At 66.0% G+C, this 22980-nt stretch carries 25 protein-coding genes and 2 tRNA genes; 18 read left to right on the forward strand and 9 right to left on the reverse strand.

The window, feature by feature from the left end; genetic code table 11:
- The first annotated feature begins 192 nt into the window (after nucleotides 1–192).
- Together K3551_RS09130 and K3551_RS09135 are read left to right on the forward strand one after the other, a co-directional pair.
- On the forward strand, nucleotides 193–936 hold the full coding sequence (locus tag K3551_RS09130) for a YebC/PmpR family DNA-binding transcriptional regulator (protein WP_259912694.1): 744 nt from the start codon (nucleotides 193–195) through the stop codon (nucleotides 934–936).
- Nucleotides 937–1086: 150 nt separating this feature from the next.
- Entirely contained in the window at nucleotides 1087–1731 is a 645-nt protein-coding gene (locus K3551_RS09135; RefSeq protein ID WP_259912696.1) for a DUF998 domain-containing protein, read from the forward strand.
- On the opposite strand, the gene K3551_RS09140 is transcribed toward K3551_RS09135, so the two are convergent.
- The gene (locus K3551_RS09140; protein WP_259912697.1) at nucleotides 1728–2606 is read right to left on the reverse strand and encodes an ArgP/LysG family DNA-binding transcriptional regulator; all 879 of its coding nucleotides are present in this window, start codon (nucleotides 2604–2606) and stop codon (nucleotides 1728–1730) included. The two genes, K3551_RS09135 and K3551_RS09140, sit on opposite strands and share 4 nt — an antisense overlap.
- Before the next feature lie 69 nt (nucleotides 2607–2675).
- Here K3551_RS09140 and K3551_RS09145 point away from each other — a divergent pair, with 69 nt between their 5' ends.
- The 3 genes from K3551_RS09145 to K3551_RS09155 all read left to right on the forward strand — a co-directional run bounded on the left by K3551_RS09145 (nucleotide 2676) and on the right by K3551_RS09155 (nucleotide 4934).
- Nucleotides 2676–3269 carry a LysE/ArgO family amino acid transporter gene (locus K3551_RS09145; RefSeq protein WP_259912698.1) on the forward strand — a complete coding sequence of 198 codons (594 nt, stop codon included), beginning with the start codon at nucleotides 2676–2678 and terminating at the stop codon, nucleotides 3267–3269.
- A 40-nt stretch (nucleotides 3270–3309) separates the two neighbouring features.
- A complete protein-coding gene (locus K3551_RS09150) occupies nucleotides 3310–4206 on the forward strand; it encodes a DMT family transporter (RefSeq protein WP_259912699.1) in 897 nt (298 codons plus the stop codon).
- Nucleotides 4207–4268: 62 nt separating this feature from the next.
- Complete coding sequence (locus tag K3551_RS09155; protein WP_259912700.1) at nucleotides 4269–4934, forward strand: thermonuclease family protein; 666 nt, start codon at nucleotides 4269–4271, stop codon at nucleotides 4932–4934.
- Here the strand turns inward: K3551_RS09155 and K3551_RS09160 are convergent.
- The 3 genes from K3551_RS09160 to K3551_RS09170 are packed head-to-tail and all read right to left on the reverse strand — an operon-like array spanning nucleotide 4931 to nucleotide 8031.
- Entirely contained in the window at nucleotides 4931–5383 is a 453-nt protein-coding gene (locus K3551_RS09160; protein ID WP_259912701.1) for a CoxG family protein, read from the reverse strand. The two genes, K3551_RS09155 and K3551_RS09160, sit on opposite strands and share 4 nt — an antisense overlap.
- A 12-nt stretch (nucleotides 5384–5395) precedes the next feature.
- Nucleotides 5396–6772 (reverse strand): short-chain fatty acyl-CoA regulator family protein, encoded by a 1377-nt coding sequence (locus tag K3551_RS09165; protein WP_259912702.1) that lies wholly within the window; start codon nucleotides 6770–6772, stop codon nucleotides 5396–5398.
- 44 nt (nucleotides 6773–6816) lie between these two features.
- The gene (locus K3551_RS09170; RefSeq protein WP_259919540.1) at nucleotides 6817–8031 is read right to left on the reverse strand and encodes a multidrug effflux MFS transporter; all 1215 of its coding nucleotides are present in this window, start codon (nucleotides 8029–8031) and stop codon (nucleotides 6817–6819) included.
- Nucleotides 8032–8242: 211 nt separating this feature from the next.
- Here K3551_RS09170 and K3551_RS09175 point away from each other — a divergent pair, with 211 nt between their 5' ends.
- The 9 genes from K3551_RS09175 to K3551_RS09215 all read left to right on the forward strand — a co-directional run bounded on the left by K3551_RS09175 (nucleotide 8243) and on the right by K3551_RS09215 (nucleotide 14980).
- Nucleotides 8243–9775, forward strand: coding sequence for an acyl-CoA carboxylase subunit beta (locus K3551_RS09175; protein WP_259912704.1), 1533 nt, complete (start codon nucleotides 8243–8245; stop codon nucleotides 9773–9775).
- A gap of 53 nt (nucleotides 9776–9828) precedes the next feature.
- Nucleotides 9829–10308 (forward strand): hypothetical protein, encoded by a 480-nt coding sequence (locus K3551_RS09180; RefSeq protein ID WP_259912706.1) that lies wholly within the window; start codon nucleotides 9829–9831, stop codon nucleotides 10306–10308.
- The gene (locus K3551_RS09185) at nucleotides 10305–10670 is read left to right on the forward strand and encodes a hypothetical protein (protein WP_259912708.1); all 366 of its coding nucleotides are present in this window, start codon (nucleotides 10305–10307) and stop codon (nucleotides 10668–10670) included. The genes K3551_RS09180 and K3551_RS09185 overlap by 4 nt, the downstream gene beginning before the upstream one ends.
- Nucleotides 10667–11056 (forward strand): DUF6497 family protein, encoded by a 390-nt coding sequence (locus tag K3551_RS09190; RefSeq protein ID WP_259912710.1) that lies wholly within the window; start codon nucleotides 10667–10669, stop codon nucleotides 11054–11056. The genes K3551_RS09185 and K3551_RS09190 overlap by 4 nt, the downstream gene beginning before the upstream one ends.
- 118 nt (nucleotides 11057–11174) lie before the next feature.
- Nucleotides 11175–11303, forward strand: coding sequence for a hypothetical protein (locus tag K3551_RS09195; protein ID WP_259912711.1), 129 nt, complete (start codon nucleotides 11175–11177; stop codon nucleotides 11301–11303).
- Between the two features lie 219 nt (nucleotides 11304–11522).
- Nucleotides 11523–11669, forward strand: a complete 147-nt coding sequence (locus tag K3551_RS09200; protein ID WP_259912712.1) for a hypothetical protein — start codon at nucleotides 11523–11525, stop codon at nucleotides 11667–11669.
- Between the two features lie 93 nt (nucleotides 11670–11762).
- The gene (locus tag K3551_RS09205; RefSeq protein WP_259912713.1) at nucleotides 11763–12158 is read left to right on the forward strand and encodes a hypothetical protein; all 396 of its coding nucleotides are present in this window, start codon (nucleotides 11763–11765) and stop codon (nucleotides 12156–12158) included.
- A gap of 478 nt (nucleotides 12159–12636) precedes the next feature.
- The gene (locus K3551_RS09210) at nucleotides 12637–12831 is read left to right on the forward strand and encodes a hypothetical protein (RefSeq protein WP_259912714.1); all 195 of its coding nucleotides are present in this window, start codon (nucleotides 12637–12639) and stop codon (nucleotides 12829–12831) included.
- A gap of 130 nt (nucleotides 12832–12961) precedes the next feature.
- Nucleotides 12962–14980, forward strand: coding sequence for an acetyl/propionyl/methylcrotonyl-CoA carboxylase subunit alpha (locus tag K3551_RS09215; RefSeq protein WP_259912716.1), 2019 nt, complete (start codon nucleotides 12962–12964; stop codon nucleotides 14978–14980).
- Nucleotides 14981–15070: 90 nt separating this feature from the next.
- Here K3551_RS09215 and K3551_RS09220 read toward each other — a convergent pair whose 3' ends face one another.
- Entirely contained in the window at nucleotides 15071–15529 is a 459-nt protein-coding gene (locus K3551_RS09220) for a DUF4174 domain-containing protein (RefSeq protein ID WP_259912717.1), read from the reverse strand.
- 168 nt (nucleotides 15530–15697) lie between these two features.
- Here K3551_RS09220 and K3551_RS09225 point away from each other — a divergent pair, with 168 nt between their 5' ends.
- The 3 genes from K3551_RS09225 (at nucleotide 15698) to K3551_RS09235 (ending at nucleotide 18886) form a co-directional block, all read left to right on the forward strand.
- Nucleotides 15698–16615 (forward strand): hypothetical protein, encoded by a 918-nt coding sequence (locus K3551_RS09225; RefSeq protein ID WP_259912718.1) that lies wholly within the window; start codon nucleotides 15698–15700, stop codon nucleotides 16613–16615.
- Entirely contained in the window at nucleotides 16599–18737 is a 2139-nt protein-coding gene (gene scpA, locus K3551_RS09230; RefSeq protein WP_259912719.1) for a methylmalonyl-CoA mutase, read from the forward strand. Before K3551_RS09225 ends, scpA begins: the two co-directional genes overlap by 17 nt.
- Before the next feature lie 74 nt (nucleotides 18738–18811).
- Nucleotides 18812–18886 (forward strand) — tRNA-Gln (locus K3551_RS09235).
- Nucleotides 18887–19096: 210 nt separating this feature from the next.
- Here the strand turns inward: K3551_RS09235 and K3551_RS09240 are convergent.
- The 3 genes from K3551_RS09240 to K3551_RS09250 form a co-directional block, all read right to left on the reverse strand.
- On the reverse strand, nucleotides 19097–19786 hold the full coding sequence (locus tag K3551_RS09240) for a hypothetical protein (protein ID WP_259912720.1): 690 nt from the start codon (nucleotides 19784–19786) through the stop codon (nucleotides 19097–19099).
- A gap of 488 nt (nucleotides 19787–20274) precedes the next feature.
- Nucleotides 20275–20349 (reverse strand) — tRNA-Asn (locus tag K3551_RS09245).
- A gap of 71 nt (nucleotides 20350–20420) precedes the next feature.
- Nucleotides 20421–21302 carry an MBL fold metallo-hydrolase gene (locus K3551_RS09250; protein ID WP_259912721.1) on the reverse strand — a complete coding sequence of 294 codons (882 nt, stop codon included), beginning with the start codon at nucleotides 21300–21302 and terminating at the stop codon, nucleotides 20421–20423.
- On the opposite strand from K3551_RS09250, the gene K3551_RS09255 reads away from it, so the two are divergent.
- Nucleotides 21301–22581 (forward strand): ATP-binding protein, encoded by a 1281-nt coding sequence (locus K3551_RS09255; RefSeq protein WP_259912722.1) that lies wholly within the window; start codon nucleotides 21301–21303, stop codon nucleotides 22579–22581. The two genes, K3551_RS09250 and K3551_RS09255, sit on opposite strands and share 2 nt — an antisense overlap.
- 11 nt (nucleotides 22582–22592) lie before the next feature.
- Here the strand turns inward: K3551_RS09255 and K3551_RS09260 are convergent, their stop codons facing one another.
- Complete coding sequence (locus K3551_RS09260; protein WP_259912723.1) at nucleotides 22593–22961, reverse strand: hypothetical protein; 369 nt, start codon at nucleotides 22959–22961, stop codon at nucleotides 22593–22595.
- Nucleotides 22962–22980 lie beyond the last annotated feature (19 nt).

Below are 22980 nucleotides of genomic sequence, written 5' to 3' on the forward strand. Positions count from 1 at the left end.
GTGCGTGACGGTATGCGATCCGTTCGACCGGACCCAGGTCATCCTGCCGGGCCCGTCGCGGATCAACGCAGTGATGGGCCGCACGCGCGCTCGAGACCCGGTCCGGCGGTCTTGCCGCCGCAACCCAATTGCGTCCCGCCCTGTCGCGGGGCTATACCCCCCGGAAATTGACATTCGGCGAGGACGGGACCCATGGCGGGACATAGCAAATGGGCGAACATTCAGCATCGCAAGGGGCGGCAGGACAAGATCCGGGCCAAGCTCTTTTCCAAGCTGTCGAAGGAAATCACCGTTGCCGCCAAGATGGGCGACCCTGATCCCGACAAGAACCCGCGCCTGCGTCTGGCCGTCAAAGAGGCCAAGCAGCAGTCGGTGCCCAAAGACGTCATCAGCCGCGCCATCGCCAAGGCCTCGGGCGGGGATGCCGAGAACTACGACGAGATCCGCTATGAGGGCTATGGCCCCGGTGGCGTGGCCGTCATCGTCGAGGCGATGACCGACAACCGCAACCGCACCGCGTCGTCTGTCCGGTCCACCTTTTCCAAGAACGGTGGCAACCTGGGCGAGACGGGGTCCGTCGGCTTCATGTTCGACCGCAAAGGCCAGGTGATCTATCCGGCCGCCGTGGGGTCCGCAGACGACGTGCTGATGGCCGCGATCGAGGCCGGTGCCGAGGACGTCGAAAGCGACGAGGACAGCCACGTGGTCTGGTGCGCCGACACGGATCTGAACGCCGTCTCGACAGCCCTCGAAGAGCAGCTGGGCGAGAGCGAGAGCACCAAGCTGGTCTGGCGGCCCACCACCACGACGGAGCTGGACCTGGATGGCATGCAGTCGCTGATGAAGTTGCTGGACGCGCTGGAAGACGACGACGACGTCCAGTCCGTCACCGCCAATTTCGAAGCCAGCGACGAGGTCATGGCGCAGCTCGACTGACCGGGCGTGACCTGGCGGTCGCCCTGCGGGCGGCTGCTTTTGCCTTGCGGCCCCCGGTCGGGGACCGCGGTGCCCCTTGGCAGCCCCCGGCGCGGGGCAGACACGGAACCCTTTGCGGGTCTGGCGGTTTTCCCCCGGAGGAGAGCTGCCATGCCACTGGAACCGACCGCCGACACCGCCCTGCCCGAGGTGCCCCGACTGCTGCGCGCGCTGGGATGGGTGGCGATACTCGGGTGTGTCGTCTTCGTGGTGGCCGTGGTGATCGGCGACATCGTCGTGCCCGATCACGACTGGATCGCCGACACCATCAGCGACTTGGGTGCCGGGCGCTATGAGCTGATCGCGGATAGCGGGATCTACGCCTTCGCCGCCGGATTGATCGCCTGTGCGGTGGGCGCGTCGCATGCGCATCTGGGGGGACGGCGCTGGAGCCTGGGGATCGGCGGGCTTATCCTGCTGGGGCTGATCGTCTTTCTCGTGGGGGCGCGCAACGAATATGGCGACAGCCACGAAGGCGGCGTCGTGATCCATCGCTATCTTGTCTACGCGCTGGGCTTGCTGTTTGCCGTGGTCCCCTGGCTGATGGCACCGGGGGCTGCGCGGGTGTCGCGGCGGCTGGCCCTGCTGTTCCGGGTTTCGGCCGTGCTTTGGGTGGGGGCCGCGCCGTGGTTCTTTTTCCTGCCGGACGGTTGGGATGGTCTCTATGAACGGGGGCTGGGCCTGCTGACCTTTCTGTTCGTGGTGCCCATGGGGCTTGTGCTGGTTGGTCGCGCGCGGGCCATTGCAGGGCGCTAGGCGGGACGCACGAGGGTGTGGCGGGCGGCCTGGCGCAGGGCACGGGTCACCGCGGCCAGGGCCGGAGCCATCGTGCGGTTCACCTGCCAGAAAAGCGGTGTATCCAGGTGCGTGCCCGGGACCAATTCCACCAGGCGACCTGCTGCGATGTCTTCTTGCACCAGTGAATCGGGGTTGAGGCCCCATCCCAGCCCCTCGCGGGTGGCTTGAACGAAAGGCCCGGGTGCCGGGATCAGGTGGGCCGGAGGGTCCACCGCCTGACCCGTCTGTCGCGCCATCCAGCGCATCTGCAGTCCGTCGAGGGCCGTGAACCGCAGGGTCGGCGCGCGGCTGAGCGCGCGGGCCGTGACGCCGTCCGCGAAATGGCGCGCGAACAGCGCAGGCGTGCAGGTGGCGCGGTAGCGCAGCGCGCCCAGAGACGTCACGTCGCAGCCGGGCAAGGCCGCCGCCTCGGCGGTGAGCGCGGCGCTGACTTCGCCGCGCCGCAACAGACCCGCACTGTGATCCTGGTCGATGACGCGGACGTCGAACCGGAAATCGGGGCAGGCGGCCAGGGCAGGGACGGCCCAGACCTCCAGGCTGTCGGCGTTCAGCGCGATGGAGACGGGGCGCGGGCCCGCGTCCTGGCCCAGGTCGCCGGCCAGCTCTGCCTCCAGCGTGGCGACGTCGCGGGCGTGGCGCAGGAGACGGCGCCCGAGGGCGGTCGGTTCCGCCGGTTGCAAACGCGCAAACACGGCCCCGCCCGCGGTTTCGGCCAATGCGCGCATGCGTTGGCTTATGGCGGGGGGCGTCACCCCCAGGCGGGCGGCGGCCAGATCAAAGCTGCCGGTTTCGATGACGGCGATCAGCGTGGAGAGGAGCGGTGCGGGAATCATTAGTTATGCTTATCTTGGGTTATTCATCCTAAGTTGCGTTGCGGCGCGCCGCAGGTCCATAGGGCCGACATGTATTCCCTTATCTCCGGCTTCGGCCTCGGCCTCTCGCTCATCCTCGCCATTGGCGCTCAGAACGCCTTTGTTCTGCGCCAGGGGCTGCGGGGGGAGCATGTGACCTCCGTCTTCTTGACCTGCGCCCTGTCCGAGACCCTGCTGGTCACGGGCGGCGTCCTGGGTCTGGGGGCCCTGGTCGAGGCAGCCCCCTGGGTCGTCCCCGCCTTTCGCTATGGCGGGGCGGCGTTCCTGATCGTCTATGGCGCGCGCGCGGCCCTGTCGGCCTGGCGGGGTGGGGGGGTGTTGCAGGCCGCTGGCACGGGGGCGGGGCATTGGCAGACAGTGGCGGCGGCGTTGGCGATCACCTGGCTGAACCCGCATGTCTATCTGGATACGGTGATCCTGCTGGGCTCCATCTCGACGCAATATCCGGCACCGTTGCTGTTCGGGATGGGATGTATCGCTGCGGCCTGGGTGTTTTTCGCAAGCCTCGCCTATGGCGCGGCCCTGCTGCGGCCCCTGTTCGCGCGCCCCCGGGCCTGGCGGGTCCTGGACAGCTTTGTGGCGCTTGTGATGTGGGCCATCGCCGCAAACCTGCTTTTCGCCTGACCCCCTTGCGAGGTCCGGTGCAAAGGCGCATGGCTGGCGCATGACCGCCCCCTCTCGCCCCTTGCAAGCCATCTTGTGGATGATCGCCACGGGCCTGTGCTTTATCGCGGTGACGGCGGTGGTGAAACATGGGGCGCAGGACCTGCCGGCGGCGGTGTCCGCCTTTCTGCGGTATCTTCTGGGGCTTGTGTTCCTGATCCCGGTGGCCCGGACCCTGCTGGCGGCACCGATGTCGGCGCGGGATCTGGGGCTGTTTGGCCTGCGCGGGTTGGTCCATGCGCTTTCGGTGATCCTGTGGTTCTTTGCGATGACCCAGATCCCCTTGGCCGAGGTCACGGCGATGAACTATCTCAACCCGGTCTATGTGACCCTGGGCGCGGCGCTGTTTCTGGGCGAAAAGCTGGCCCTGCGCCGCATCCTGGCGGTCGTGGCGGCGTTGGTCGGCGTGCTGGTCATCCTGCGCCCCGGTTTTCGAGAGGTCGAGACAGGGCATCTGGCAATGCTGTTCACCGCCATGGGCTTTGGGGCATCCTATCTGCTGGCAAAACCATTGGCCGGGCGGCATTCGGCATCGATGGTTGTCGGGATGCTGTCGGTCATGGTGACCATCGGGCTGGCCCCCTTTGCCATCGCCGTCTGGGTCACGCCCAGCTTGGCGGAGCTGGGGTGGCTGTTCCTGGTCGCGCTTTTCGCCACGGCGGGCCACTATGCAATGACGCGGGCCTTTGCGGCGGCTCCGGTGTCGGTGACACAGCCGGTGACGTTCCTGCAGATGGTCTGGGCGGTGCTGCTGGGTTGGGCGCTGTTCGACGAGCCGCCGGATGCCTTTGTGATCCTGGGGGCCGCGATCATCATTTCCGCCGTCAGCTTCATCGCCTGGCGCGAGGCGCGGCTGCGCCGGGCCGTCACGCCCAACCCAATGGCCACGAAGCACTGACCTGTTAACGAACTGTCAGGATTTCGCTGGAATTCCCGGTTTGGGCCGGGCATCTGGCAGAAATGTTCAAACTTTGTTCACTTTTGTTTCTGCTCTCGATGGGGGCGGCCCAGGCGGAGATCCTCTCGGGGCCGATCCGCGTCGTGGATGCGGATACGATCGATATCGGGGCAGATACCAACATCCGCTTGCTGGGGATCGACGCCGCCGAGGGCGCGCAGACGTGCCGTGAAAAGACCCGCGAGATTCTGCCCTGCGGGGCCATGGCGACCGAGGCGGTGCGGCGGCTGTATGCCGGGGCGATGGCCCGCTGCGACAGCTCCGAAAGGGACCGCTATGGGCGCCGTCTGGCGACCTGCACCATCGGGGGCGTGGACCTGGGCGCGGACTTGGTGTCGCGCGGCCTGGCAAGACGCTACCGCGACGATCCCCGCTATGCCGAGGAAGAAAAGGCCGCGATCCTGTTCGAGCGCGGGCTTTGGGCCTATGACATGGTCGATCCGGCCGTGTGGCGGGCCGAACAACGGCGGCGCGTGACGACTGGGCCCACTGCCACGGCCCCCGCAGGCTGTCCCATCAAGGGCAACATTTCGGCCAATGGCCGCCTTTACCACATGCCCGGCAGCTTTGCCTACGACCGCACCCGCATCAACCTGCAGCGGGGCGAACGCTGGTTCTGTTCCGAAGCGGAGGCGCGGGCGGCGGGGTGGCGGCGCGCGGGCGGCTAGTCTGCGTCCGTCCCTTCGACCCGCGCCTGAAATCGCTCAAAGAACTCATCGGCCATCTTGGCCGCGAAACTGTCGATCAAGCGATTGCCCAGCTGTGCGATCTTGCCGCCGACCTTGGCCGCGACCTCGTACGTCAGCTCCGTTCCCTCGGGCACCTCGGTCAGGCACACGTCCGCCGCCCCCTTGGCAAAGCCCGCGACGCCGCCCTTGCCTTCGCCCGCGATGCGATAGCTTGCGGGCGGGACCACCTCCGACAGGGTGACGCCGCCCTTGAAGGTGGCCTTCACCGGGCCGACCTTTTGCTTGACCACCGCCTGAAATCCCTCCTCCGGAGAGCCGGTCAGTTCTTCGCAGCCGGGGATGCAGGCGCGCAGGGTGTCGGCGTCGTTCAGATGCGCCCAGACGACGTCACGGGGGGCGGCAATGGTGCGGGTTCCGGTCAGGTCCATGGTGCGATCCTTTCAGAGGTCATAGGGCAGAACGCCCCGGTCATGTGGGTCAATCCGCAGCGGCCGTTCCAGGGGCGGCACCGCGCGTTGGTGGCAATTCACCCGTTCGCAGATCCGGCAGGACACGCCAATGGGGACGACGCCGCTGTTCAGGTCGAGACCGTCGGCATAGACCAGACGTTCGGCGTGGCGCACTTCGCAGCCCAGCGCGATGGCGTGGCGGCGCACGGGCGCGCCCCAGGCCCCGCCGGTCCGCGACACGTCCCGCGCCAGGCAGAAATAGCGCACGCCGTCCGGGGTTTCGGCCACCTGCCGCAGGAACCGGCCCGGCGTCTCGAAGGCGGCGTGTACGTTCCACAGCGGACAGGCCCCGCCGAAACGGGCGAACTGCAGCCGGGTGGCGGAATGGCGCTTGGTGATCTGGCCTGCGGGATCGACGCGCACGAAAAAGAACGGCACCCCCTTGGCCCCGGATCGTTGCAGCGTGGACAGCCGGTGCCCGACCTGTTCCAGCGAGGCGCCGAACTGCCGCGCCAGCGTTTCCAGATCATGACGGCAGGCGTCGGCGGCACCGCGAAAGGCCGCGTAGGGCATCAACGCGGCACCGGCAAAGTAATTGGCCAGACCCGTGCGCGCGATCCGCCGTGCGTCGGGCGAGGTAAAGCGCGCCAGATCCAGCGTCGCATCGAGCAACTCTCCGCGCGAGATCAGGGCAACCTGGTGCAGCTGCTGGAACCGCAAGGTTGCGGGGTCCGCCCGGCTGGAAAGTGTCAGCACGCCCGCGCGGCTGTCGAAACGGCGCAGGCGGTCGCTGTCTTCGGTGACAACGGCGATGCGCTTCTCTCTCCAGAACCGGGCGAGACCGCTTTCGAGGTCGTCGAGGCGACCTGCAAAGGTTTCCGCCGCGCGGTCGACCGCATCGATGTAATTATCGCAATAGTGAAAGAAATCCCGGACTTCTTCCCATGGAGACGGTGCAGACATGCCAGATGATCCAAGGGCCGCATCCAGCGAGGCGAGCCGTTCGTGGCCGTCCCGGTAGGCGCGGTGCAGGTCCAGAAAGGCGCGGGCCAGCGCCGGCGCATTGCCCGCCGCCAGCCGCAGATCCGCCAGTGGCACCGCGTCCCCGAACACCGGGTCGGCCAGCGCCTCGCGCATGTCGGACACGAGCCGCGCCTCGTCCCCGCCGCCCAGTTCGGTCACGTCAAAGCCGAATTCCCGCGCGAGGGCCAGAACGACCGTGGTGCTGACCGGACGGTTGTTGTTTTCCATCTGGTTCAGATAGGGCAGCGACACGCCCAGACGGGCCGCGAACTCGGTCTGGGTCAGGCCGATCCGCGTGCGGACTTCGCGCAGTTTTCCACCGGCATAAAGTTTCTGACCCGCCATGGTGCCCCCTTTGCAAAGGGGATTAGCAGGTTAGCGAGTGGCCGTCACCCTGCCACGGCCAGCTGGCGATTGCGCCGGATCGTCAGCACGATCGCCACGACCGAGCAGAGGCCGGATGCCACCATCAGCAGGATCAGCGGCAGCGCACCGCTGAACCAATGCAGAAGGTGGCCGGCCAACTCGGCCAGGGCGGCGCCTCCGCCGATCATCATCGCCCCACCCAGGCCCGAGGCCGTGCCCGCCAGGTGCGACCGGACAGACAGCATGCCCGCCGTCGCGTTCGGGATCACCAATCCATTGCCCAGGCCCACAAAGGTCACGAGGCCGAAGAAGACCCAGTGCGAGTCGAACCCGGCCAGCGCCAGCACCAGCAGCAGGCTCAGACCCATCGCCTGACCCAGCGCCCCGATCAGGATCATTATGTCGATCCCCACGCGTTGGGAGAACCGACCAGACAGCCCGTTGCCGGCAAAATAGCCCAGCGCGGGCGCACCAAAGAAGATGCCCAGAACCTCGGGGGTCATGCCGTAGACTTCGGACCCGACGTAGGGGGCACCGCCGAGGTAGGCAAAGAACGTACCCGAAGCAAAGGCAGAGGCCAGGCAATAGCCCCAGAACCGGCGCGAGGTCAGAAGCTCCGGGTATTGTTTGACCTGCGCCCGGAAAGACGCATTGGCCGAGGTCGGTGCCGTCTCACCCAGGTCGATGTAGGTAAGGATCAGGATGAAGACGCCGCCGATGAACATCGCCCAGAAGTTCGACTGCCAGCCATAGGCACCATCCAGCCAGCCGCCCACGGCGGGCGCGACCATGGGCACAACGGACATGCCCATCGTGACATAGCCCAGCATCGAGGCCGCCTTGTCCTGTGAGAACAGGTCGCGCACGACCGCGCGGCTGAGCACCATGGCGACGACGACGCTGGCCTGCACCATGCGGAACGCCAGGAAAACCTCAACGTTGGGCGCATAGATGCACCCCAGCGTCGCGACCAGAAACACGGACAGGCCGCCCAGGATAACGGGGCGCCTGCCGTACCGATCCGACATCGGGCCGACCACCAGCTGCAGCAGCGCGTTGACCGCCAGGAAAAGCACGACCGCGCGGGCGACGACGGCGTAGTCGGTCTGAAACCAGGTCGCCATCGACGGCAGGGACGGCAGAAAGATGTTCATGGACATCGTTGACAGGCTGACCAGGGCCACGAGTGTCAGGATGTGAGGGGGGCTGCGGCGTGGCGCGGCGGAAGTGTCTGTCATGAGGGCCATGGTGGGGCGGTATCCGCTGCCGTCCAGTCTGTCCATTTTCTTTCCCGCACAGATGACTGTGCGATCCGGGGTCTCTGCCAAGGGTTTGCTGATTTGCAATTAATCTATTCATTATATTCAGGTCTTTGCAAATATGCCAAAGAACACTATCGCGGCGCCGCAGCATCGCCTAGATCAGGGGGGGGACATACCGGAGGACGCCATGACCGACATTCTCGCCGAACTGGAAGATCGCCGTGCCCAGGCACGCGAAGGTGGAGGCGAGAAGCGTGTCGCCGCCCAGCATGCCAAGGGCAAGCTGACCGCGCGGGAACGGATCGAACTGCTGCTCGACGACGACAGCTTCGAGGAGTTCGACATGTTCGTCGCTCACCGTGCGACCGATTTCGGCATGGAGGCGCATCGGCCTGCGGGCGACGGGGTCGTGACCGGTTGGGGCACCATCAACGGGCGTCTGGTCTATGTCTTCAGTCAGGATTTCACCGTCATGGGCGGGTCCGTGTCCGAGACGCACGGGCAGAAGATCTGCAAGATCCAGGACATGGCGCTGCAGAATGGGGCGCCTGTCATCGGGCTCAACGACTCGGGCGGGGCGCGGATTCAGGAAGGCGTGGCGTCGCTGGCGGCCTATGGCGAAGTGTTCCAGCGCAACATCGACGCCTCGGGCGTGATCCCGCAGATCAGCGTGATCATGGGGCCCTGCGCGGGGGGGGCCGTCTATAGCCCCGCGATGACCGACTTCATCTTCATGGTGAAGGATTCCAGTTATATGTTCGTCACCGGCCCCGACGTGGTCAAGACCGTCACCAACGAGGTCGTCACCGCCGAGGAGCTGGGCGGGGCCGTCACGCACACCAAGAAATCGGGCGTGGCTGACGGGGCCTTTGAGAACGACGTGGAGGCCCTGGCCGAAGTGCGCCGCCTGGTCGACTTCCTGCCTCTGTCCAACCGTGAAAAGCCGCCGGTCCGACCGTTCTTCGACGATCCCGCCCGCATCGAGAGCAGCCTGGACACACTGATCCCCGACAACGCCAATGCGCCCTACGACATGAAGGAGTTGATCGGGAAGCTGGCGGACGAAGGCGATTTCTTCGAGTTGCAGGCGGACTATGCCAAGAACATCCTGACGGGCTTTATCCGGTTGGAGGGGCGCACCGTGGGTGTCGTCGCCAATCAGCCCATGGTTCTGGCAGGATGCCTGGACATCGACAGCAGCCGCAAGGCGGCCAAGTTCGTCCGGTTCTGCGATGCCTATGAGATCCCGATCCTGACCCTGGTGGATGTCCCTGGCTTTCTGCCCGGCACCAGCCAGGAATACGGCGGCGTCATCAAGCACGGTGCCAAGCTGTTGTTCGCCTACGGCGAGGCGACGGTGCCCAAGGTCACGGTCATCACCCGCAAGGCCTATGGCGGGGCCTATGACGTGATGGCATCCAAGCATCTGAAGGGTGATTTCAACTACGCCTGGCCCACCGCAGAGATCGCGGTGATGGGGGCCAAGGGCGCGGTGGAGATCCTGTATCGGTCCGAGCTGGCCGATGCCGCGAAAATCGCCGACCGCACCAAGGATTACGAAGACCGTTTCGCGAACCCCTTCGTGGCCGCCGAGAAGGGCTTTATCGACGAGGTCATCCAGCCCCATTCCACCCGCAAACGCGTCGCCCGCGCCTTCGCCTCGCTGCGCCACAAGCGGCAGGAGCGGCCCTGGCGCAAGCACGATACGATTCCGTTGTAGGTCAAGCCTTGGAGATTGATCGACATATCGCCTACTTTGACGCGGAATTGGCCATGACGCGCGCGCTGACTGCGGGCTGTGCAGTCGTTGCTGCAACTGCGCTGGCTCTACTTCGGTTCGAGCTGTCGTCGCATGGTTGGCGGGCGGAACTCGCAGGGGTGATCGCGGTTATCATGGCCGGCTACGGCACCGCATGTGGGGGATTGTTCGGGGCCCGAGTTCGGGGCGTTAAGCGACGGCTTCTAAGTGTGCATCTGGAAGATCGGATCGGCGTTTTGGAAGATGACCCGATCCGTGACCCGATCACGCGTTGGTTGGAGAGAGACAGGTTGAATCCGAAGGGCGTTGTCACGCGCTTCTCGTCGTTTGTCTTGGGATTTTATCCCACAGCCGCGGACGACAAGGCCCTTACGCTCAAGCAGTACATACGCGAGATCGAAGGAAGCGAGACCCGTGCCGTCGCTGGTTTGGTGTTCGGTAGTATCGCTCTGTTTGTCTCGTTCTCTTTTGTCATCGCGGGTGTGTTTCGATGATGCATGATTGGACCTCAGACGGCCGGGGCTGGTTCGTCCGGCGCGATGGGGACAGGTTTTCCCTGACGCGGCGCTTGCCGCTGCGCTGGGATGTGGCGGCGGAAACGGTTTTGCCGGATCTGGGGCGGCGGCGTCTGGCCCATGCGGTGCGGCAGGACATGTGGCGGATGTTGCAGGATCTGCGGGGGTTTTCCCCTGCGGTAGAGGTGGTGCGTGCGGGGGCCACCTGCCGTTTGCGCGCGGGCGGACGGGTGGACGGGAGGCGGCCATCCGATTTGCCCGCGCGCATTCAGGCGCTGTTGGAAGATCCCGGGCACCGCGCCGCCTGGGTCCGCTCGGCTGCGCATCGGGGCGCGGCATGAGGCGGCTTGCGCTGGGGCTGGCCCTGGCCGGGCTGTGCGGCCCCGCGCTGGCGCAGGGCGTGCCTTCGGGGCAGGCGGTCGTTCTGTGGCAGGTGTTGTGGGAACGGATCGACGGGCAGGGGACGCAGGCGATCCTGCGGTTCATCGCGCCTGAGGTTGCGCGGGACGGCGGCTCGGTCGATTTCGAGACGGCACAGACCGACATGAACTGGCTGTGCGAAACCCACGGCCTGCCGGTGGCCGGATTGGCCTATGCGCGGTCGGACGAGATCGTGATCACCTTGATGGATCGTGCCGTGCCACGGGGCGCGACCGATCCCGAGGCGACGCGCTATTTCGCCGTATACCGTGTTGCCGACGGACGTTGCGCGGCGGTGGACTACTGATGCCCTGTCCGTGCCGCCGACAGACCCCACGGAACCAGATGCCCCGTCTTGTGCGTTGGATACCCGGACCCGCCGTGCCTTTGGCAGGGCACCCCGTCCGCAACGCAAGGAGACTATCATGCGCACGACCATCAAATTCATCGCCGTCGTCGGCGTCGCTGCAACCCTGGCCGCCTGCGGCAGCTCGGACGAGGACGTGGTCTATGTGCCCACGGTCACAGTGGATCCGGTCAGCACCAAATACTGATCCCGCCACGCGCCGGGTCGCGAAACAATCCCTGTTTGGCGGTGGCTTTGATGCCGCCGCGACACAAGCCCTTGGGGCAACTGGGGCATTTTCGGGGCAGGCGTATCGCGATGAATTTTTGCGCGTTAAGCTTTCGACAGGTCGCCGCATGGCGATCCAAACTGCGGGCGGCGTGGGGGATAAAACTCTCGCGCCGCCCGTCAACGTCAGGAGACTTGAATGTCGCACGTACTCAAGGCCGTTGTCGCCCTTGCCGCTTTGTCGGCTCTGGGCGGTTGCTTCCTCGGGAACCCCGAGCCGGAAGAGATCGTTATCGTCGAACCCGCGCCCGTGGTCATCGAGCAGCCGACCGGCAAATACCACTAATGGTTCGGGGCGGGGAGAGATCCTCGCCCCAACACTCCGGGCTGTGTACGGGCCCGGCCTGACATCTGACACGACCAGCATGGGGAGGGGCCCATGCTGAAGCATCGCGGCTTTCCGGGCAGATTGCCCAGCACAGATTTTCAATTCACCGTCCGCCGCGCCAATCCGAAGGGCGCCACGCCCATCACCCGGCGCGAGCGGTATCGCGACCGGCGCACGCCCGACAAGCAGGCCGATGCAGGGTTCCTGAAGGCGCTTTGGGACCATTTCGGCGACGAGCCGTTCGAGCGTGGGAACCTGGATGCGGGCCGTTTGTCCTGGCTGTTCGGGCGCGAAGTCCTGGCCGCCGAAGATCCGTTTGATCCGACCAGCTATGACGCGCTCTTGCGGGTCGACGAAACGGCGGCCCGGATCAGCTTCCCGGAGGTCTTTGCCGCAGGCGAAGACGCGGAGGTCGACGCCGACGACTGGGATGAGGATTCGGCATGATCCTGCCCACCGCCCCCGGGTTTGAGCCAACCGCCGCCGATGGCCGCGCGCGTCGCAACCTGCCCTTTGCGGGCGGGGGAAAGACGGGCACGGTCAAGGTGCGACGCGGTCCGGCTCTTTGTACCCGGAGGTCCGGGGCGGGTCGTAAGTGGAACCGTACCCCTTCCCCTGCCGGGCGGTGCGTCGACCCGTTGGTCTGCGTGCCGTCCGGTCCCTTTGTTCACGCGGGCCCGGAGGCAGTGGCGCGCGGGGTCAAGGCGGGGCGGGGCCAGCGGCCACAGGCGCACCACGGGGCAGGATCTGCATGCACCAACGTTCATATGCAGCCTTTGGGCGAGCCGGATATCCGGTTGCGGTCCAACGTTGTCATGCAGGGCACCGTGGACATCGGTGGTCATTGGATAACATCCAGAAAACAAGCAACCAAACGGTGCGTTCGGGCGTTACGCCCCTGCACCAACCTATCCGGAGATAGTCCATGTACCGCACCTTCGCCCTCCCGGCATTGGCCCTGGTCACCCTTTTGTCCGCTTGCAACGGAGGCAGCGATTTTGAGCGCGCCGCAGTCGGCGCCGTCATCGGCTGTGCCGTCGGCGAAATCGTCGACGACGGCAAATGCGTCACCGGCGCTGCCATCGGCGCAGCCGGCGGGGCGCTGGCCAACGACATCTGAGCCGACGGCTCCGGGCGCCACGGCGTCCCAAGATACATCTGGGCTGTCCGGTCATGTGACCGGGCGGCCCTTTCTTTTGCCTAACGACAACGCAGGGGGGCGGCCGCTGGGCCGGACCTGAGGGGGACCCATGTTCGACAAGATCCTGATCGCAAACCGAGGCGAAATCGCCTGTCGCGTCATCAAGAGCGCGCGAAAAATGGGGATCAAGACGGTCGCCGTCTATTCCGACGCCGACCGGAACGCCCTGCACGTCAAGATGGCCGACGAGGCCGTGCACATCGGCCCGCCGCAGGCCAACCAGTCCTATATCGTGATCGACAAGATCATGGACGCCATCAAGCAGACCGGCGCGCAGGCGGTGCATCCGGGCTATGGCTTCCTGTCCGAGAACCCGAAGTTCGCCGAGGCGCTGGAGGCGGCGGGCGTCGCGTTCATCGGGCCACCCAAGCGGGCCATCGAGGCGATGGGGGACAAGATAACCTCCAAGAAGATCGCGCAGGAGGCGGGCGTCAGCACCGTGCCGGGCCACATGGGCCTGATCGAGGACGCCGAAGAGGCGATCAAGATTTCCGGCCAGATCGGCTATCCGGTGATGCTGAAGGCGTCCGCGGGCGGTGGCGGCAAGGGCATGCGGATTGCCTGGAACGAGGGCGAGGTCGCCGAAGGGTTCCAGGCGTCCAAGAACGAGGCCGCCAGCAGCTTTGGCGACGACCGCATGTTCATCGAAAAGTTCGTGACCCAGCCGCGTCACATCGAGATCCAGGTGCTCTGCGATCAGCACGGCAACGGCGTCTACCTGGGCGAGCGTGAATGTTCGATCCAGCGGCGCAACCAGAAGGTCGTGGAAGAGGCCCCGTCGCCGTTCCTGGATGAGGCCACGCGCAAGGCGATGGGCGAGCAGTCGCTCGCGCTCGCCCATGCGGTTGGCTACGCCAGCGCGGGCACGGTGGAATTCATCGTCGATGGCGACCGCAACTTCTACTTCCTGGAGATGAACACCCGTCTGCAGGTGGAACACCCGGTGACCGAGCTGATCACCGGCGTGGACCTGGTGGAACAGATGATCCGCGTCGCGGCCGGTGAGCCGCTGTCGATGACGCAGGACGATGTGACGCTGAACGGCTGGGCGATGGAATCGCGGCTTTATGCAGAGGATCCGTATCGCGGCTTCCTGCCGTCCATCGGACGGCTGACCCGTTATCGCCCGCCTGCCGAGACCGAGGGCTATGCCCCCGGCGTCACGCCAGACGCCCCCGTCGTGCGCAACGACACCGGCGTCTTCGAGGGTGGCGAGATCAGTATGTATTACGACCCGATGATCGCCAAGCTGTGCACCTGGGGCCCGGACAGGGCGGCCTCTATCCAGGGCATGCGCGACGCGCTGGACGGGTTCGAGGTCGAGGGGATCGGCCACAACCTGCCGTTCCTGAGCGCCGTGATGGATCATCCGAAATTCGTCTCTGGCGATATGACCACGGCCTTCATCGCCGAGGAATATCCCGACGGGTTCGAGGGCGTGGATCTGCCGGAGGATCACTTGCGCCGCATCGCGGCGGCCACCGCGGCGATGCACAGGGTGGCCGAAATCCGGCGCACCCGCGTGTCGGGACGCATGGACAACCACGAACGCAAGGTCGGGTCCGACTGGGTGGTGACGCTGGGGGGCGCGCGGTTCGACTGCGTCATTGCCGCCGACCCCCACGGGGCCGATGTGACCATCGGTGACATGACCCTGCGGGTGAGCGGCGACTGGACGCCCGGCGATCAGCTGGCGCGCATGGTCGTGGGCGGCGAAGGCGTGGTGATGAAGGTGGGCAAGATCTCGGGCGGGTTCCGTATCCGCACGCGGGGGGCCGACCTGAAGGTCCATGTCCGCACCCCGCGCCAGGCAGAGCTGGCGGCCCTGATGCCAGAGAAGCTGCCGCCTGATACGTCCAAGTTCCTGCTTTGCCCGATGCCGGGTCTGATCGTGCGCATCGACGTGGCCGAGGGCGACGAAGTGCAGGAAGGGCAGGCGTTGGCCGTGGTCGAGGCGATGAAGATGGAAAACATCCTGCGCGCCGAGAAGAAGGGCCGCGTGTCCAAGGTCAACGCCGCGCCGGGCGACAGCCTGGCGGTGGACGACGTGATCCTGGAATTCGAGTGATCCCTTGACCTGCGGCTTTCTGATCCCTTGTCCCCTTGCTCCGCGCCTTGGCGCGGGGCAGGGCCTGCGATTGGAAAGCCGCGGCTTACGTTATCGGTTCTCGCGGATTTCTCGCTGGCGCATCGGCATCTTGTCGATGGACCGGTTCAGTTCCCGCACCGTCCAGGGCAGGGGTTTGCGCAGCTTCACCTCTCCGTCCTTGCCAATCAGCACCAGCATGAAGCCGCGCGGCCGCAGTTTCTGGCGCAGGTCCGACCCGCTGTCGCGGTCGGTGTCGACGATGATGATCACATCGCGTTCGACGAGCTGTTCGATGTCACGTTCCAAGGCGTCCATCTGTTCTATGAACGCCGGATCACGCGGCGAGTTGGCGAAAATCACCACGGGACGGGCAACCCATTGCAAGGCGTCCAGGTCGATTTCTTCGGCGGCAAAGACGCGCGTCGGATCTTCGGTCCAGGCGTCTTCGACCGACTGCCCCTCGGCGGCGAGAGCGGGTGTGGCCAGGGCGAGGCTGGCAATCAGGGCGAGGGCGCGGGGCAGGGTCATTTCGGGGCAGTCCTCCTGTCTGACACAGGATATAGGTGGGCGGGGCGTCCGCGCGAAGGGTTTAGGCGCGATAACCCTGCAATTTGACGTCATTTCCGCCTTTAACCCCCTGCGAACGGGCCTGGGCGCATGCCATCGGGCATCCCGTCCCTTGTCAAAGCTGCGCCCATGACCCTGACCCGCATCCCGCCCGTCACCCTGCACGTTGGTGCCCATCGTACCGCGAACGGCAGCCTGCATCGCCTGCTGGATCGTGATGCGGCCCTGCTGGAGGCGGCGCATCTGGGCGTCTGGACCCCGCGTCAGACCCGCACCGGGTTGATGAGCGGGCTGCTGGGCGACCCGGGCATGGTGGACGCGCGGCGCGATCAGCGGGTGCACCGCGCGGCGGGCCGCGTGGCCATGCGGCGCGGCGCGTTGACCGGCGACGGGGTGCAGCGCCTTGTGATTTCAGACGAAGCGCTGCTGGGCAGTTTGCGGGAAAACGTATTGTTGGGGCGTCTCTATCCGACGATATCGGCGCGGATGGCGCGGCTGAGCCGTGCCGTACCGGGGGTCGACCGGGTCTGCCTTGCGATCCGCAGCCCGGACGCATGGTGGGGCAGCGTGTTTGCGGCCTCCATGGCGACGGGCTTTGCCCCGCCGGACCAAGCCACTCTGGAGGCGGTGCTGCGCGCGCGCCGTGGCTGGCGACAGGTGATCGAGGATCTGGCCCTTGCCCTGCCCAAGGTACGGTTGACCGTCTGGACCCACGAGGAATTCGGCAGCCGCCCTGACACCATATTTCAGGCGTTGACCGGGCGCGCGCCGTCGCGTCCGGGGCGGCCCGCGTTGAACGCCTCGCCCGGCCTTGGCGCGCTGCGCGACCGGTTGCGCGACGAAGGTTGCACGACCCGGCTTACGGGGGTGGGGGACCGCTATGCCCCCTTTACCCCCGACGAAACGGCGGCGCTGCAAGGGGCCTATGCCGATGATCTGGCCTGGCTGCGCGCGGGCGCCGATGGGCGGGCAACATATCTGACGCAGGGGTCCGATGACGGTCCTGCGCACGACAGGAAAGGACGCATCCATGGTGCAAGACACTGACCCGAGGGCAATCTGGACCGAGCTTGCCGAACAAGAGCTGCGTGGCCGCCCGTTGGAAGACCTGACCTGGCAGACGCTGGAGGGGATCGCCGTCCAGCCGCTGTACACCGCCGAGGATCTGGCAGGCGTCGACCATCTGGGCGGCATTCCCGGTCAGGCCCCCTATACGCGCGGGGTGAAGGCCACGATGTATGCGGGCCGGCCCTGGACGATCCGGCAATACGCGGGGTTTTCGACAGCCGAGGAATCGAATGCCTTCTACCGCAAGGCATTGGCCGCCGGACAGCAGGGCGTCTCGGTCGCCTTCGATCTGGCGACGCATCGGGGCTACGACAGCGACCATGCGCGCGTCGTGGGCGACGTGGGCAAGGCGGGCGTGGCCATCGACTCGGTCGAGGACATGAAGATCCTGTTCGACGGCATCCCGTTGGAAAAGATCAGTGTCTCGATGACCATGAACGGCGCGGTGATCCCGATCCTGGCAAATTTCATCGTCGCGGGCGAGGAACAGGGCGTGGACCGCGCGGCCCTGTCGGGGACCATTCAGAACGACATCCTCAAGGAATTCATGGTCCGGAATACCTATATCTATCCGCCTGAACCCAGCATGAAGATCATCGCGGATATCATTGAATATACCGCGAACGAGATGCCGAAGTTCAACTCCATCTCCATCTCTGGCTATCACATGCAGGAGGCGGGCGCGAACCTGGTGCAGGAGCTGGCCTTTACCCTGGCGGACGGGCGCGAATACGTGCGTGCGGCCATCGCGGCGGGCATGGATGTGGACCGGTTCGCCGGGCGGCTGTCGTTCTTTTTCGCCATCGGCATGAACTTCTTCGCCGAGGCGGCCAAGCTGCGCGCCGCGCGCCTGCTGTGGCATCGCATCATGGCGGAGTTTGAGCCGAAGAACCCCAAGTCTTCGATGTTGCGGACCCATTGCCAGACGTCTGGCGTGTCGTTGCAGGAACAGGACCCCTACAACAACGTCGTACGCACCGCCTACGAGGCGATGTCGGCGGTGCTGGGCGGGACGCAGTCGCTGCACACCAATTCCTTTGACGAGGCGATTGCGCTGCCGACCGAGAATTCGGCCCGGATCGCGCGCAACACGCAGCTGATCCTGCAGGAAGAGACTGGCGTGACCAACGTCGTCGATCCGCTGGCCGGGTCCTACTACGTTGAAAAGCTGACCCACGACATGGCCGAAGCCGCCTGGCAGTTGATCGAAGAGGTCGAGGAGATGGGCGGCATGACCAAGGCCGTCGCCTCTGGCATGCCCAAGCTGCGGATCGAGGAATCGGCGGCTACCCGGCAGGCCCTGATCGACCGGGGCGAGGACGTCATCGTTGGCGTCAACAAGTACCGGCGCGAGACCGAGGACGAGATCGACATCCTGGACATCGACAACGACGCGGTGCGCGAATCTCAGGTGGCGCGCCTGACCCGCATCCGGGCCAGCCGTGACCAGGCCGCCTGCGATGCCGCCCTGGCCGAGCTGGAGCGACGCGCGCGCGACGGCGGCAACCTGCTGGAAGCGGCGGTAGAGGCCGCCCGGCATCGCGCGTCCGTAGGAGAGATCAGCATGGCCATGGAAAAGGTGTTCGGGCGTCACCGCGCCGAGGTAAAGACGCTCGCCGGGGTTTATGGTGCCGCCTACGAGGGCGACGAAGGGTTCGCCGCGATCCAGGCGGATGTCGAAGCTTTCGCCGAGGAAGAGGGTCGCCGCCCCCGCATGCTGGTGGTCAAGATGGGCCAGGACGGTCACGACCGGGGGGCCAAGGTCATCGCCACGGCCTTTGCCGATATCGGGTTCGACGTGGACGTTGGCCCCTTGTTCCAGACGCCCGAAGAGGCGGCCCAGGATGCCATCGACAACGACGTCCACGTCATCGGCATCTCGTCCCAGGCGGCGGGGCACAAGACGCTGGCCCCCAAACTGATCGACGCGCTGAAGGCAGAGGGCGCGGGCGAGATCATCGTGATCTGCGGCGGCGTCATTCCGCAGCAGGACTATGCCTTTCTGCGCGACGCGGGCGTCGCGGCGATCTTTGGTCCGGGCACCAACATCCCGTCAGCGGCACAGGACATTCTGCGTCTGATCCGCGCCGCCCGCGGCTAGATCGAAAAGCAGGCCGCGAGAGGGAATTTTCTCTTGCGGCCCCGCAAGGCCTCTACTATCTCACGCCGCACGGTTGGGGTGTGGCGCAGTGGTAGCGCAACGGTTTTTGGTACCGCAGGTCGTAGGTTCGAATCCTACCACCCCAGCCAATTCTCTCAGGTTTCTGCGTGAATTCGACGTCGCTTGCGGCGTTCTGGCGCGTAAGCAAGTGGCCCTGCCAGGCCGCGCGTTCGGGCCTGGCGGAAAGCTTTGCCGCGTCAGGGAACAGGTGCTTGCCGGTCGTCCGGTCGACAAACCATGGCGTCAGCGGTTTGCGTCGACCTGGGCCCTGTCGGGGCCTGCGCGTTCCTATCCGGTTTTCAGGACTCGGCGGGGTCGGCATCTGCCCTGACTGGGGTCGCGGACGGTCGGAGCATTGTCGCGGCAACCGCAAGAAACCACAGAATCGCGCCGAGGCCAAAAACCGCCCCTGCCACGTCCCCCAAAGGAGGCAGGATCGTGGCCAAGCCAGCCGCCCCGGTGACACCGCCGATCAGGGCCGTCGCCCGGCCCATCGCACGGCTTGCCCGCCCCGCACCGCTTGCCAACAGGATCCAGGCCCCGCCCGCGATCTCGTTGCCGCCGCCCAGACCCAGTTCAACCGCATGGAGCGTTTGCCACAAGGCGGCGGCAACGTCCGGATCCGCCGCCAGGGCGTGCGCCCGTTCCACCGCAACATTCGCGATCATGCCGGCACCCAGCACAAGTGCGACCCAGACCGTTCCGATCAGGCGTGCCACCTCTGCCAGGCCGCCAGGGTGGCGTCCGGCCGTCGCGTGCAACGCCACGACAAGAACAGCCAGGGCGAGGGCGTTCACAACATAGATCGTGGTGTTCCAGGCAATGAGCAGGCCGGGGTTTTCTGCCGCAAAGGCCACGACCGCAACCGCGTCGATCTCACTGCTGCCAAAGCCGAGCGGTGCGAGTATCGTCAGGAGGAGGGCGAACCCGACCAGATAGGTCGCGGCGCAGGTCAGGGCAGCGAGGCCCCCGGCAGTTCGCAGGGTCATGTGGTTGCCTTTCATTGGGTCGATGCGGTCCGGGCGCCGTTCGGCGCAGGGGGCGACTGGCGGGATACCGCGTGCCGACCTCGGACGCTACCTTATCAATCCCGGCGCGATGTAGCCGGAGCAAGCGCGACCTTCGCTGCGCGGCCGGATGTCAGCGAGACTTTCCGCGCCGATCCGATCCGGACAATCGGACAGCTGGGTAACGCGCTTGGGTTGCTGCCAAGAAATTGGACCCCGCCGAGGAACGAGGCTGCGAACAGATCAAGTCGCGAGGCCCCCTGGGTGCTGCGTGGTTCCCGACCTGCCAGGTCTGTCCGCAAGTCGGCCTGATCCACGCGTGCCCCCGCTGCCGCATGAGTGAAACAAGGCCAGCCCAAAGCGCACGCCTACGATTGCACCGCACCCGGTTTTCCAAGCGGAAGCGCAGAGGCAAAAGAAAAGGCGTCGGGCAGGGTGTCTGCTCAACGCCTTGTTCTGTATATATTTTATGGCTCCGGCGGTAGGGATCGAACCTACGACCAATTGATTAACAGTCAACTGCTCTACCGCTGAGCTACGCCGGAACACGTGGGCGGGATTAGCCAAGGCGCAGCGGGCATGCAAGGGGGGCGCGGTGCTTTTTTCCGCGCGGTGGTCAACTTCTTTGCCAAAGAGCGTCCGGGTCGATCCCCGGTCGTGCTGTGACGCGGCCTGCCTCTGCCAGATAAACCAGGTGTGCCAGGACGTTGCGCGCAGCCGCACCATGGAGCGCGGCGGGGGTGTCGCGATAGACCTCGGCCACGACCTCGGCAATGCTGCGGGGATGGGTGAGGGTGGCCAGGATCGCGGCCTCTCGTGTCAGGCGATGAGACCGCATCTCGGCACATCGGGCAGGGGCGCAGGGGCGGCCGTGGCCCGGCAGGAAACGGGTGGCAGGCAGCTGCTCCAGACGGGTCAGCGATGTCATGAACTGCCCGAGGTCGCCGTCCGGGGGCGAGATCAGCGTGCTGGCCCAGCCCATCACCGTATCGCCTGTGAAAACCGTGCCACCCTCGGGCCATTCGAAACTCAGGTGATTGGCCATGTGTCCGGGCGTATGATGCGCGTGCAGGGTCCATCCCTGACCCGACAGGACGTCGCCCTGACCGATCAAGGTGTCGGGGCAAAACCCGGTGTCCACGCCTTCGCCGCCGCCAACGCGGTCCGAAAGACGGCGCATCAGATCGCTGCGCCCGGTGTCGGACGCGCCAAAGGCCAGAACCGGGGCGTCCAGCTGATCGGACAGGGGCCGTGCGGCGGGCGAATGATCCAGGTGCGAATGGGTGACCAGGATTGCCTGGACAGGCCGGTTGCGGATGGCCTGCACGATCGCGTGCATATGGGCCGCGTCCGCTGGTCCTGGGTCGATGATCACCAGGTCCTCGGTGCCCAGGATATAGCTGTTGGTCCCGGCTTCGGTCATGGGGGACGGGTTGGGGGCCAAGATGCGCAGCAGCCCGCTTTCGTCCGCCTCGTGTGCGGAGTAGCCTTTGCTCATGTCATCTGACCTTTCCACTGATCCGCACCCCGCGCTGGCCCGCCGCGCCACCTCGCGGCGCTGGCTGCCACGCAGCTTTTACGCGCGCGCCGCGCTGATCCTGATCCTGCCTGTCGTCGTCATTCAACTTGCCGTAGCGGTCATGTTCCTGCAACGCCATTACGAGGATGTGACGATCCAGATGACCTCCAACATGGTGCGGGAGTTGGAGCTTGTCCGGTCTCAGCCCGATCTTGCGTCACCGCTGGGCATCCGGCTGGACGTCGGTCCGGTCGAGGATCACATCCGGTTCTGGGACCTGTCGGCGCGGGCCATGCGGGAACAACTGACAGAAGCCATGGCCGGCATCGTCGCCGTCGACACCGTCAGCGAGCGCAAGACCGTGAAGGTCGGCTTCGAGACCGGGATGCGCATGACCTTTTCGCGCAACAATGTCTCGGCCGCGAACCCGCATCAGCTTCTAGTGTTCATGGTGGCCACGGCCCTGCTGATGACGGCGATTTCATTCTTGTTCCTGCGCGGACAGATCCGCCCGATCCGACGGCTCGCCCGCGCAGCCGAGGCCTTTGGGCGCGGCGAATCGAGGAGCTATTGGCCCTCGGGCGCGACCGAGGTGCGGGCGGCCGGGACGGCTTTTCTGGCCATGCGCGCCCGGATCGAACGCCATATGGAGCAGCGCACCCTGCTGTTGTCCGGTGTCAGTCACGATTTGCGCACGCCTTTGACCCGGATGAAGCTGGAGCTTTCGATGATGGACGCCCCGGAGGCCGCCGACCTCGCGGAGGATGTCGCGGCCATGGAGCGGATTATCAACACGTTCCTCGACTTCGCGCGGGACGAGGCGAACGATTCAAAAGAGACGGTCGATGCGCTGGCCTTGCTGCGCGGGGCGGTCGATCTTGCAGCGCCGGGGCGGGATGTGCCGGTTGCGGGGCAGGGGGCGCAGGTCGTTCTGTCTCCTGACGGCATGCGGCGGGCGCTGGCGAATCTGGTCAGCAATGCCCTGCGCTACGGCGCGCGCGTGCGCGCCTCGGTGGTGGTCAGCGAGAACTGGGTGACGTTTGTCATCGAAGACGATGGCCCCGGCATTCCGGCGGAACAACGGGATGCGGCGGTGCGACCTTTTGCGCGCCTGGATGCTGCGCGCAGCAACACCGCTGGCAACGTGGGTCTGGGTCTGGCCATCGCGCGCGACGTCGCCCGCGCGCACGGTGGCAGCCTGCGCCTTGGCGAATCGGACATGGGGGGCCTGAAGGCGGAGATCGTGATCCCGGTCTGACCCCACGGTGTTCAGGCCGGAACCTCGATGGTGCCCGCCCGTGCATCGCGGCAGCCGATCGCCCCAAAGCTGTTGCCGAACTGGGCCGCGTCCACCAATCCGTCCCGCAGGCGGATATAGTAGGTCGAATAGCCAACGTAGCCGCCGAACCCATTGGTCGCATTATATTCCCCGCAGATGATCGTGTCGCCTTGCGAGGTTCGAAACCCTTCTTCGCGTCGGAACCGGGCCCCGTCCGGGTCACGCAGGCTTTCGCGGATATAAGCCTGTGCAACGGTCTTGTCGGCGGCGCTGAGCGGGGCGGAAGCAACAGAGACAGGCACCGTCGGGACGCAGCCAAGCAAGAGCAACAGCGGGAGGAGGGCGCGCAAACGTGTCATGCCGACAATCTGGCCCCAG

This window comes from Jannaschia sp. M317 (genome assembly GCF_025141175.1).
Classification (GTDB): domain Bacteria; phylum Pseudomonadota; class Alphaproteobacteria; order Rhodobacterales; family Rhodobacteraceae; genus Jannaschia.

Excerpts from the sequence above, each read along its gene's own strand:
- K3551_RS09130 (WP_259912694.1), top strand. The coding sequence starts at position 193 with ATGGCGGGACATAGCAAATGGGCGAACATTCAGCATCGCAAGGGGCGG.
- K3551_RS09135 (WP_259912696.1), top strand. The coding sequence starts at position 1,087 with ATGCCACTGGAACCGACCGCCGACACCGCCCTGCCCGAGGTGCCCCGA.
- K3551_RS09140 (WP_259912697.1), bottom strand. The coding sequence starts at position 2,606 with ATGATTCCCGCACCGCTCCTCTCCACGCTGATCGCCGTCATCGAAACC.
- K3551_RS09145 (WP_259912698.1), top strand. The coding sequence starts at position 2,676 with ATGTATTCCCTTATCTCCGGCTTCGGCCTCGGCCTCTCGCTCATCCTC.
- K3551_RS09150 (WP_259912699.1), top strand. The coding sequence starts at position 3,310 with ATGACCGCCCCCTCTCGCCCCTTGCAAGCCATCTTGTGGATGATCGCC.
- K3551_RS09155 (WP_259912700.1), top strand. The coding sequence starts at position 4,269 with ATGTTCAAACTTTGTTCACTTTTGTTTCTGCTCTCGATGGGGGCGGCC.
- K3551_RS09160 (WP_259912701.1), bottom strand. The coding sequence starts at position 5,383 with ATGGACCTGACCGGAACCCGCACCATTGCCGCCCCCCGTGACGTCGTC.
- K3551_RS09165 (WP_259912702.1), bottom strand. The coding sequence starts at position 6,772 with ATGGCGGGTCAGAAACTTTATGCCGGTGGAAAACTGCGCGAAGTCCGC.
- K3551_RS09170 (WP_259919540.1), bottom strand. The coding sequence starts at position 8,031 with ATGACAGACACTTCCGCCGCGCCACGCCGCAGCCCCCCTCACATCCTG.
- K3551_RS09175 (WP_259912704.1), top strand. The coding sequence starts at position 8,243 with ATGACCGACATTCTCGCCGAACTGGAAGATCGCCGTGCCCAGGCACGC.
- K3551_RS09180 (WP_259912706.1), top strand. The coding sequence starts at position 9,829 with ATGACGCGCGCGCTGACTGCGGGCTGTGCAGTCGTTGCTGCAACTGCG.
- K3551_RS09185 (WP_259912708.1), top strand. The coding sequence starts at position 10,305 with ATGATGCATGATTGGACCTCAGACGGCCGGGGCTGGTTCGTCCGGCGC.
- K3551_RS09190 (WP_259912710.1), top strand. The coding sequence starts at position 10,667 with ATGAGGCGGCTTGCGCTGGGGCTGGCCCTGGCCGGGCTGTGCGGCCCC.
- K3551_RS09195 (WP_259912711.1), top strand. The coding sequence starts at position 11,175 with ATGCGCACGACCATCAAATTCATCGCCGTCGTCGGCGTCGCTGCAACC.
- K3551_RS09200 (WP_259912712.1), top strand. The coding sequence starts at position 11,523 with ATGTCGCACGTACTCAAGGCCGTTGTCGCCCTTGCCGCTTTGTCGGCT.
- K3551_RS09205 (WP_259912713.1), top strand. The coding sequence starts at position 11,763 with ATGCTGAAGCATCGCGGCTTTCCGGGCAGATTGCCCAGCACAGATTTT.
- K3551_RS09210 (WP_259912714.1), top strand. The coding sequence starts at position 12,637 with ATGTACCGCACCTTCGCCCTCCCGGCATTGGCCCTGGTCACCCTTTTG.
- K3551_RS09215 (WP_259912716.1), top strand. The coding sequence starts at position 12,962 with ATGTTCGACAAGATCCTGATCGCAAACCGAGGCGAAATCGCCTGTCGC.
- K3551_RS09220 (WP_259912717.1), bottom strand. The coding sequence starts at position 15,529 with ATGACCCTGCCCCGCGCCCTCGCCCTGATTGCCAGCCTCGCCCTGGCC.
- K3551_RS09225 (WP_259912718.1), top strand. The coding sequence starts at position 15,698 with ATGACCCTGACCCGCATCCCGCCCGTCACCCTGCACGTTGGTGCCCAT.
- scpA (WP_259912719.1), top strand. The coding sequence starts at position 16,599 with ATGGTGCAAGACACTGACCCGAGGGCAATCTGGACCGAGCTTGCCGAA.
- K3551_RS09240 (WP_259912720.1), bottom strand. The coding sequence starts at position 19,786 with ATGACCCTGCGAACTGCCGGGGGCCTCGCTGCCCTGACCTGCGCCGCG.
- K3551_RS09255 (WP_259912722.1), top strand. The coding sequence starts at position 21,301 with ATGTCATCTGACCTTTCCACTGATCCGCACCCCGCGCTGGCCCGCCGC.
- K3551_RS09250 (WP_259912721.1), bottom strand. The coding sequence starts at position 21,302 with ATGAGCAAAGGCTACTCCGCACACGAGGCGGACGAAAGCGGGCTGCTG.
- K3551_RS09260 (WP_259912723.1), bottom strand. The coding sequence starts at position 22,961 with ATGACACGTTTGCGCGCCCTCCTCCCGCTGTTGCTCTTGCTTGGCTGC.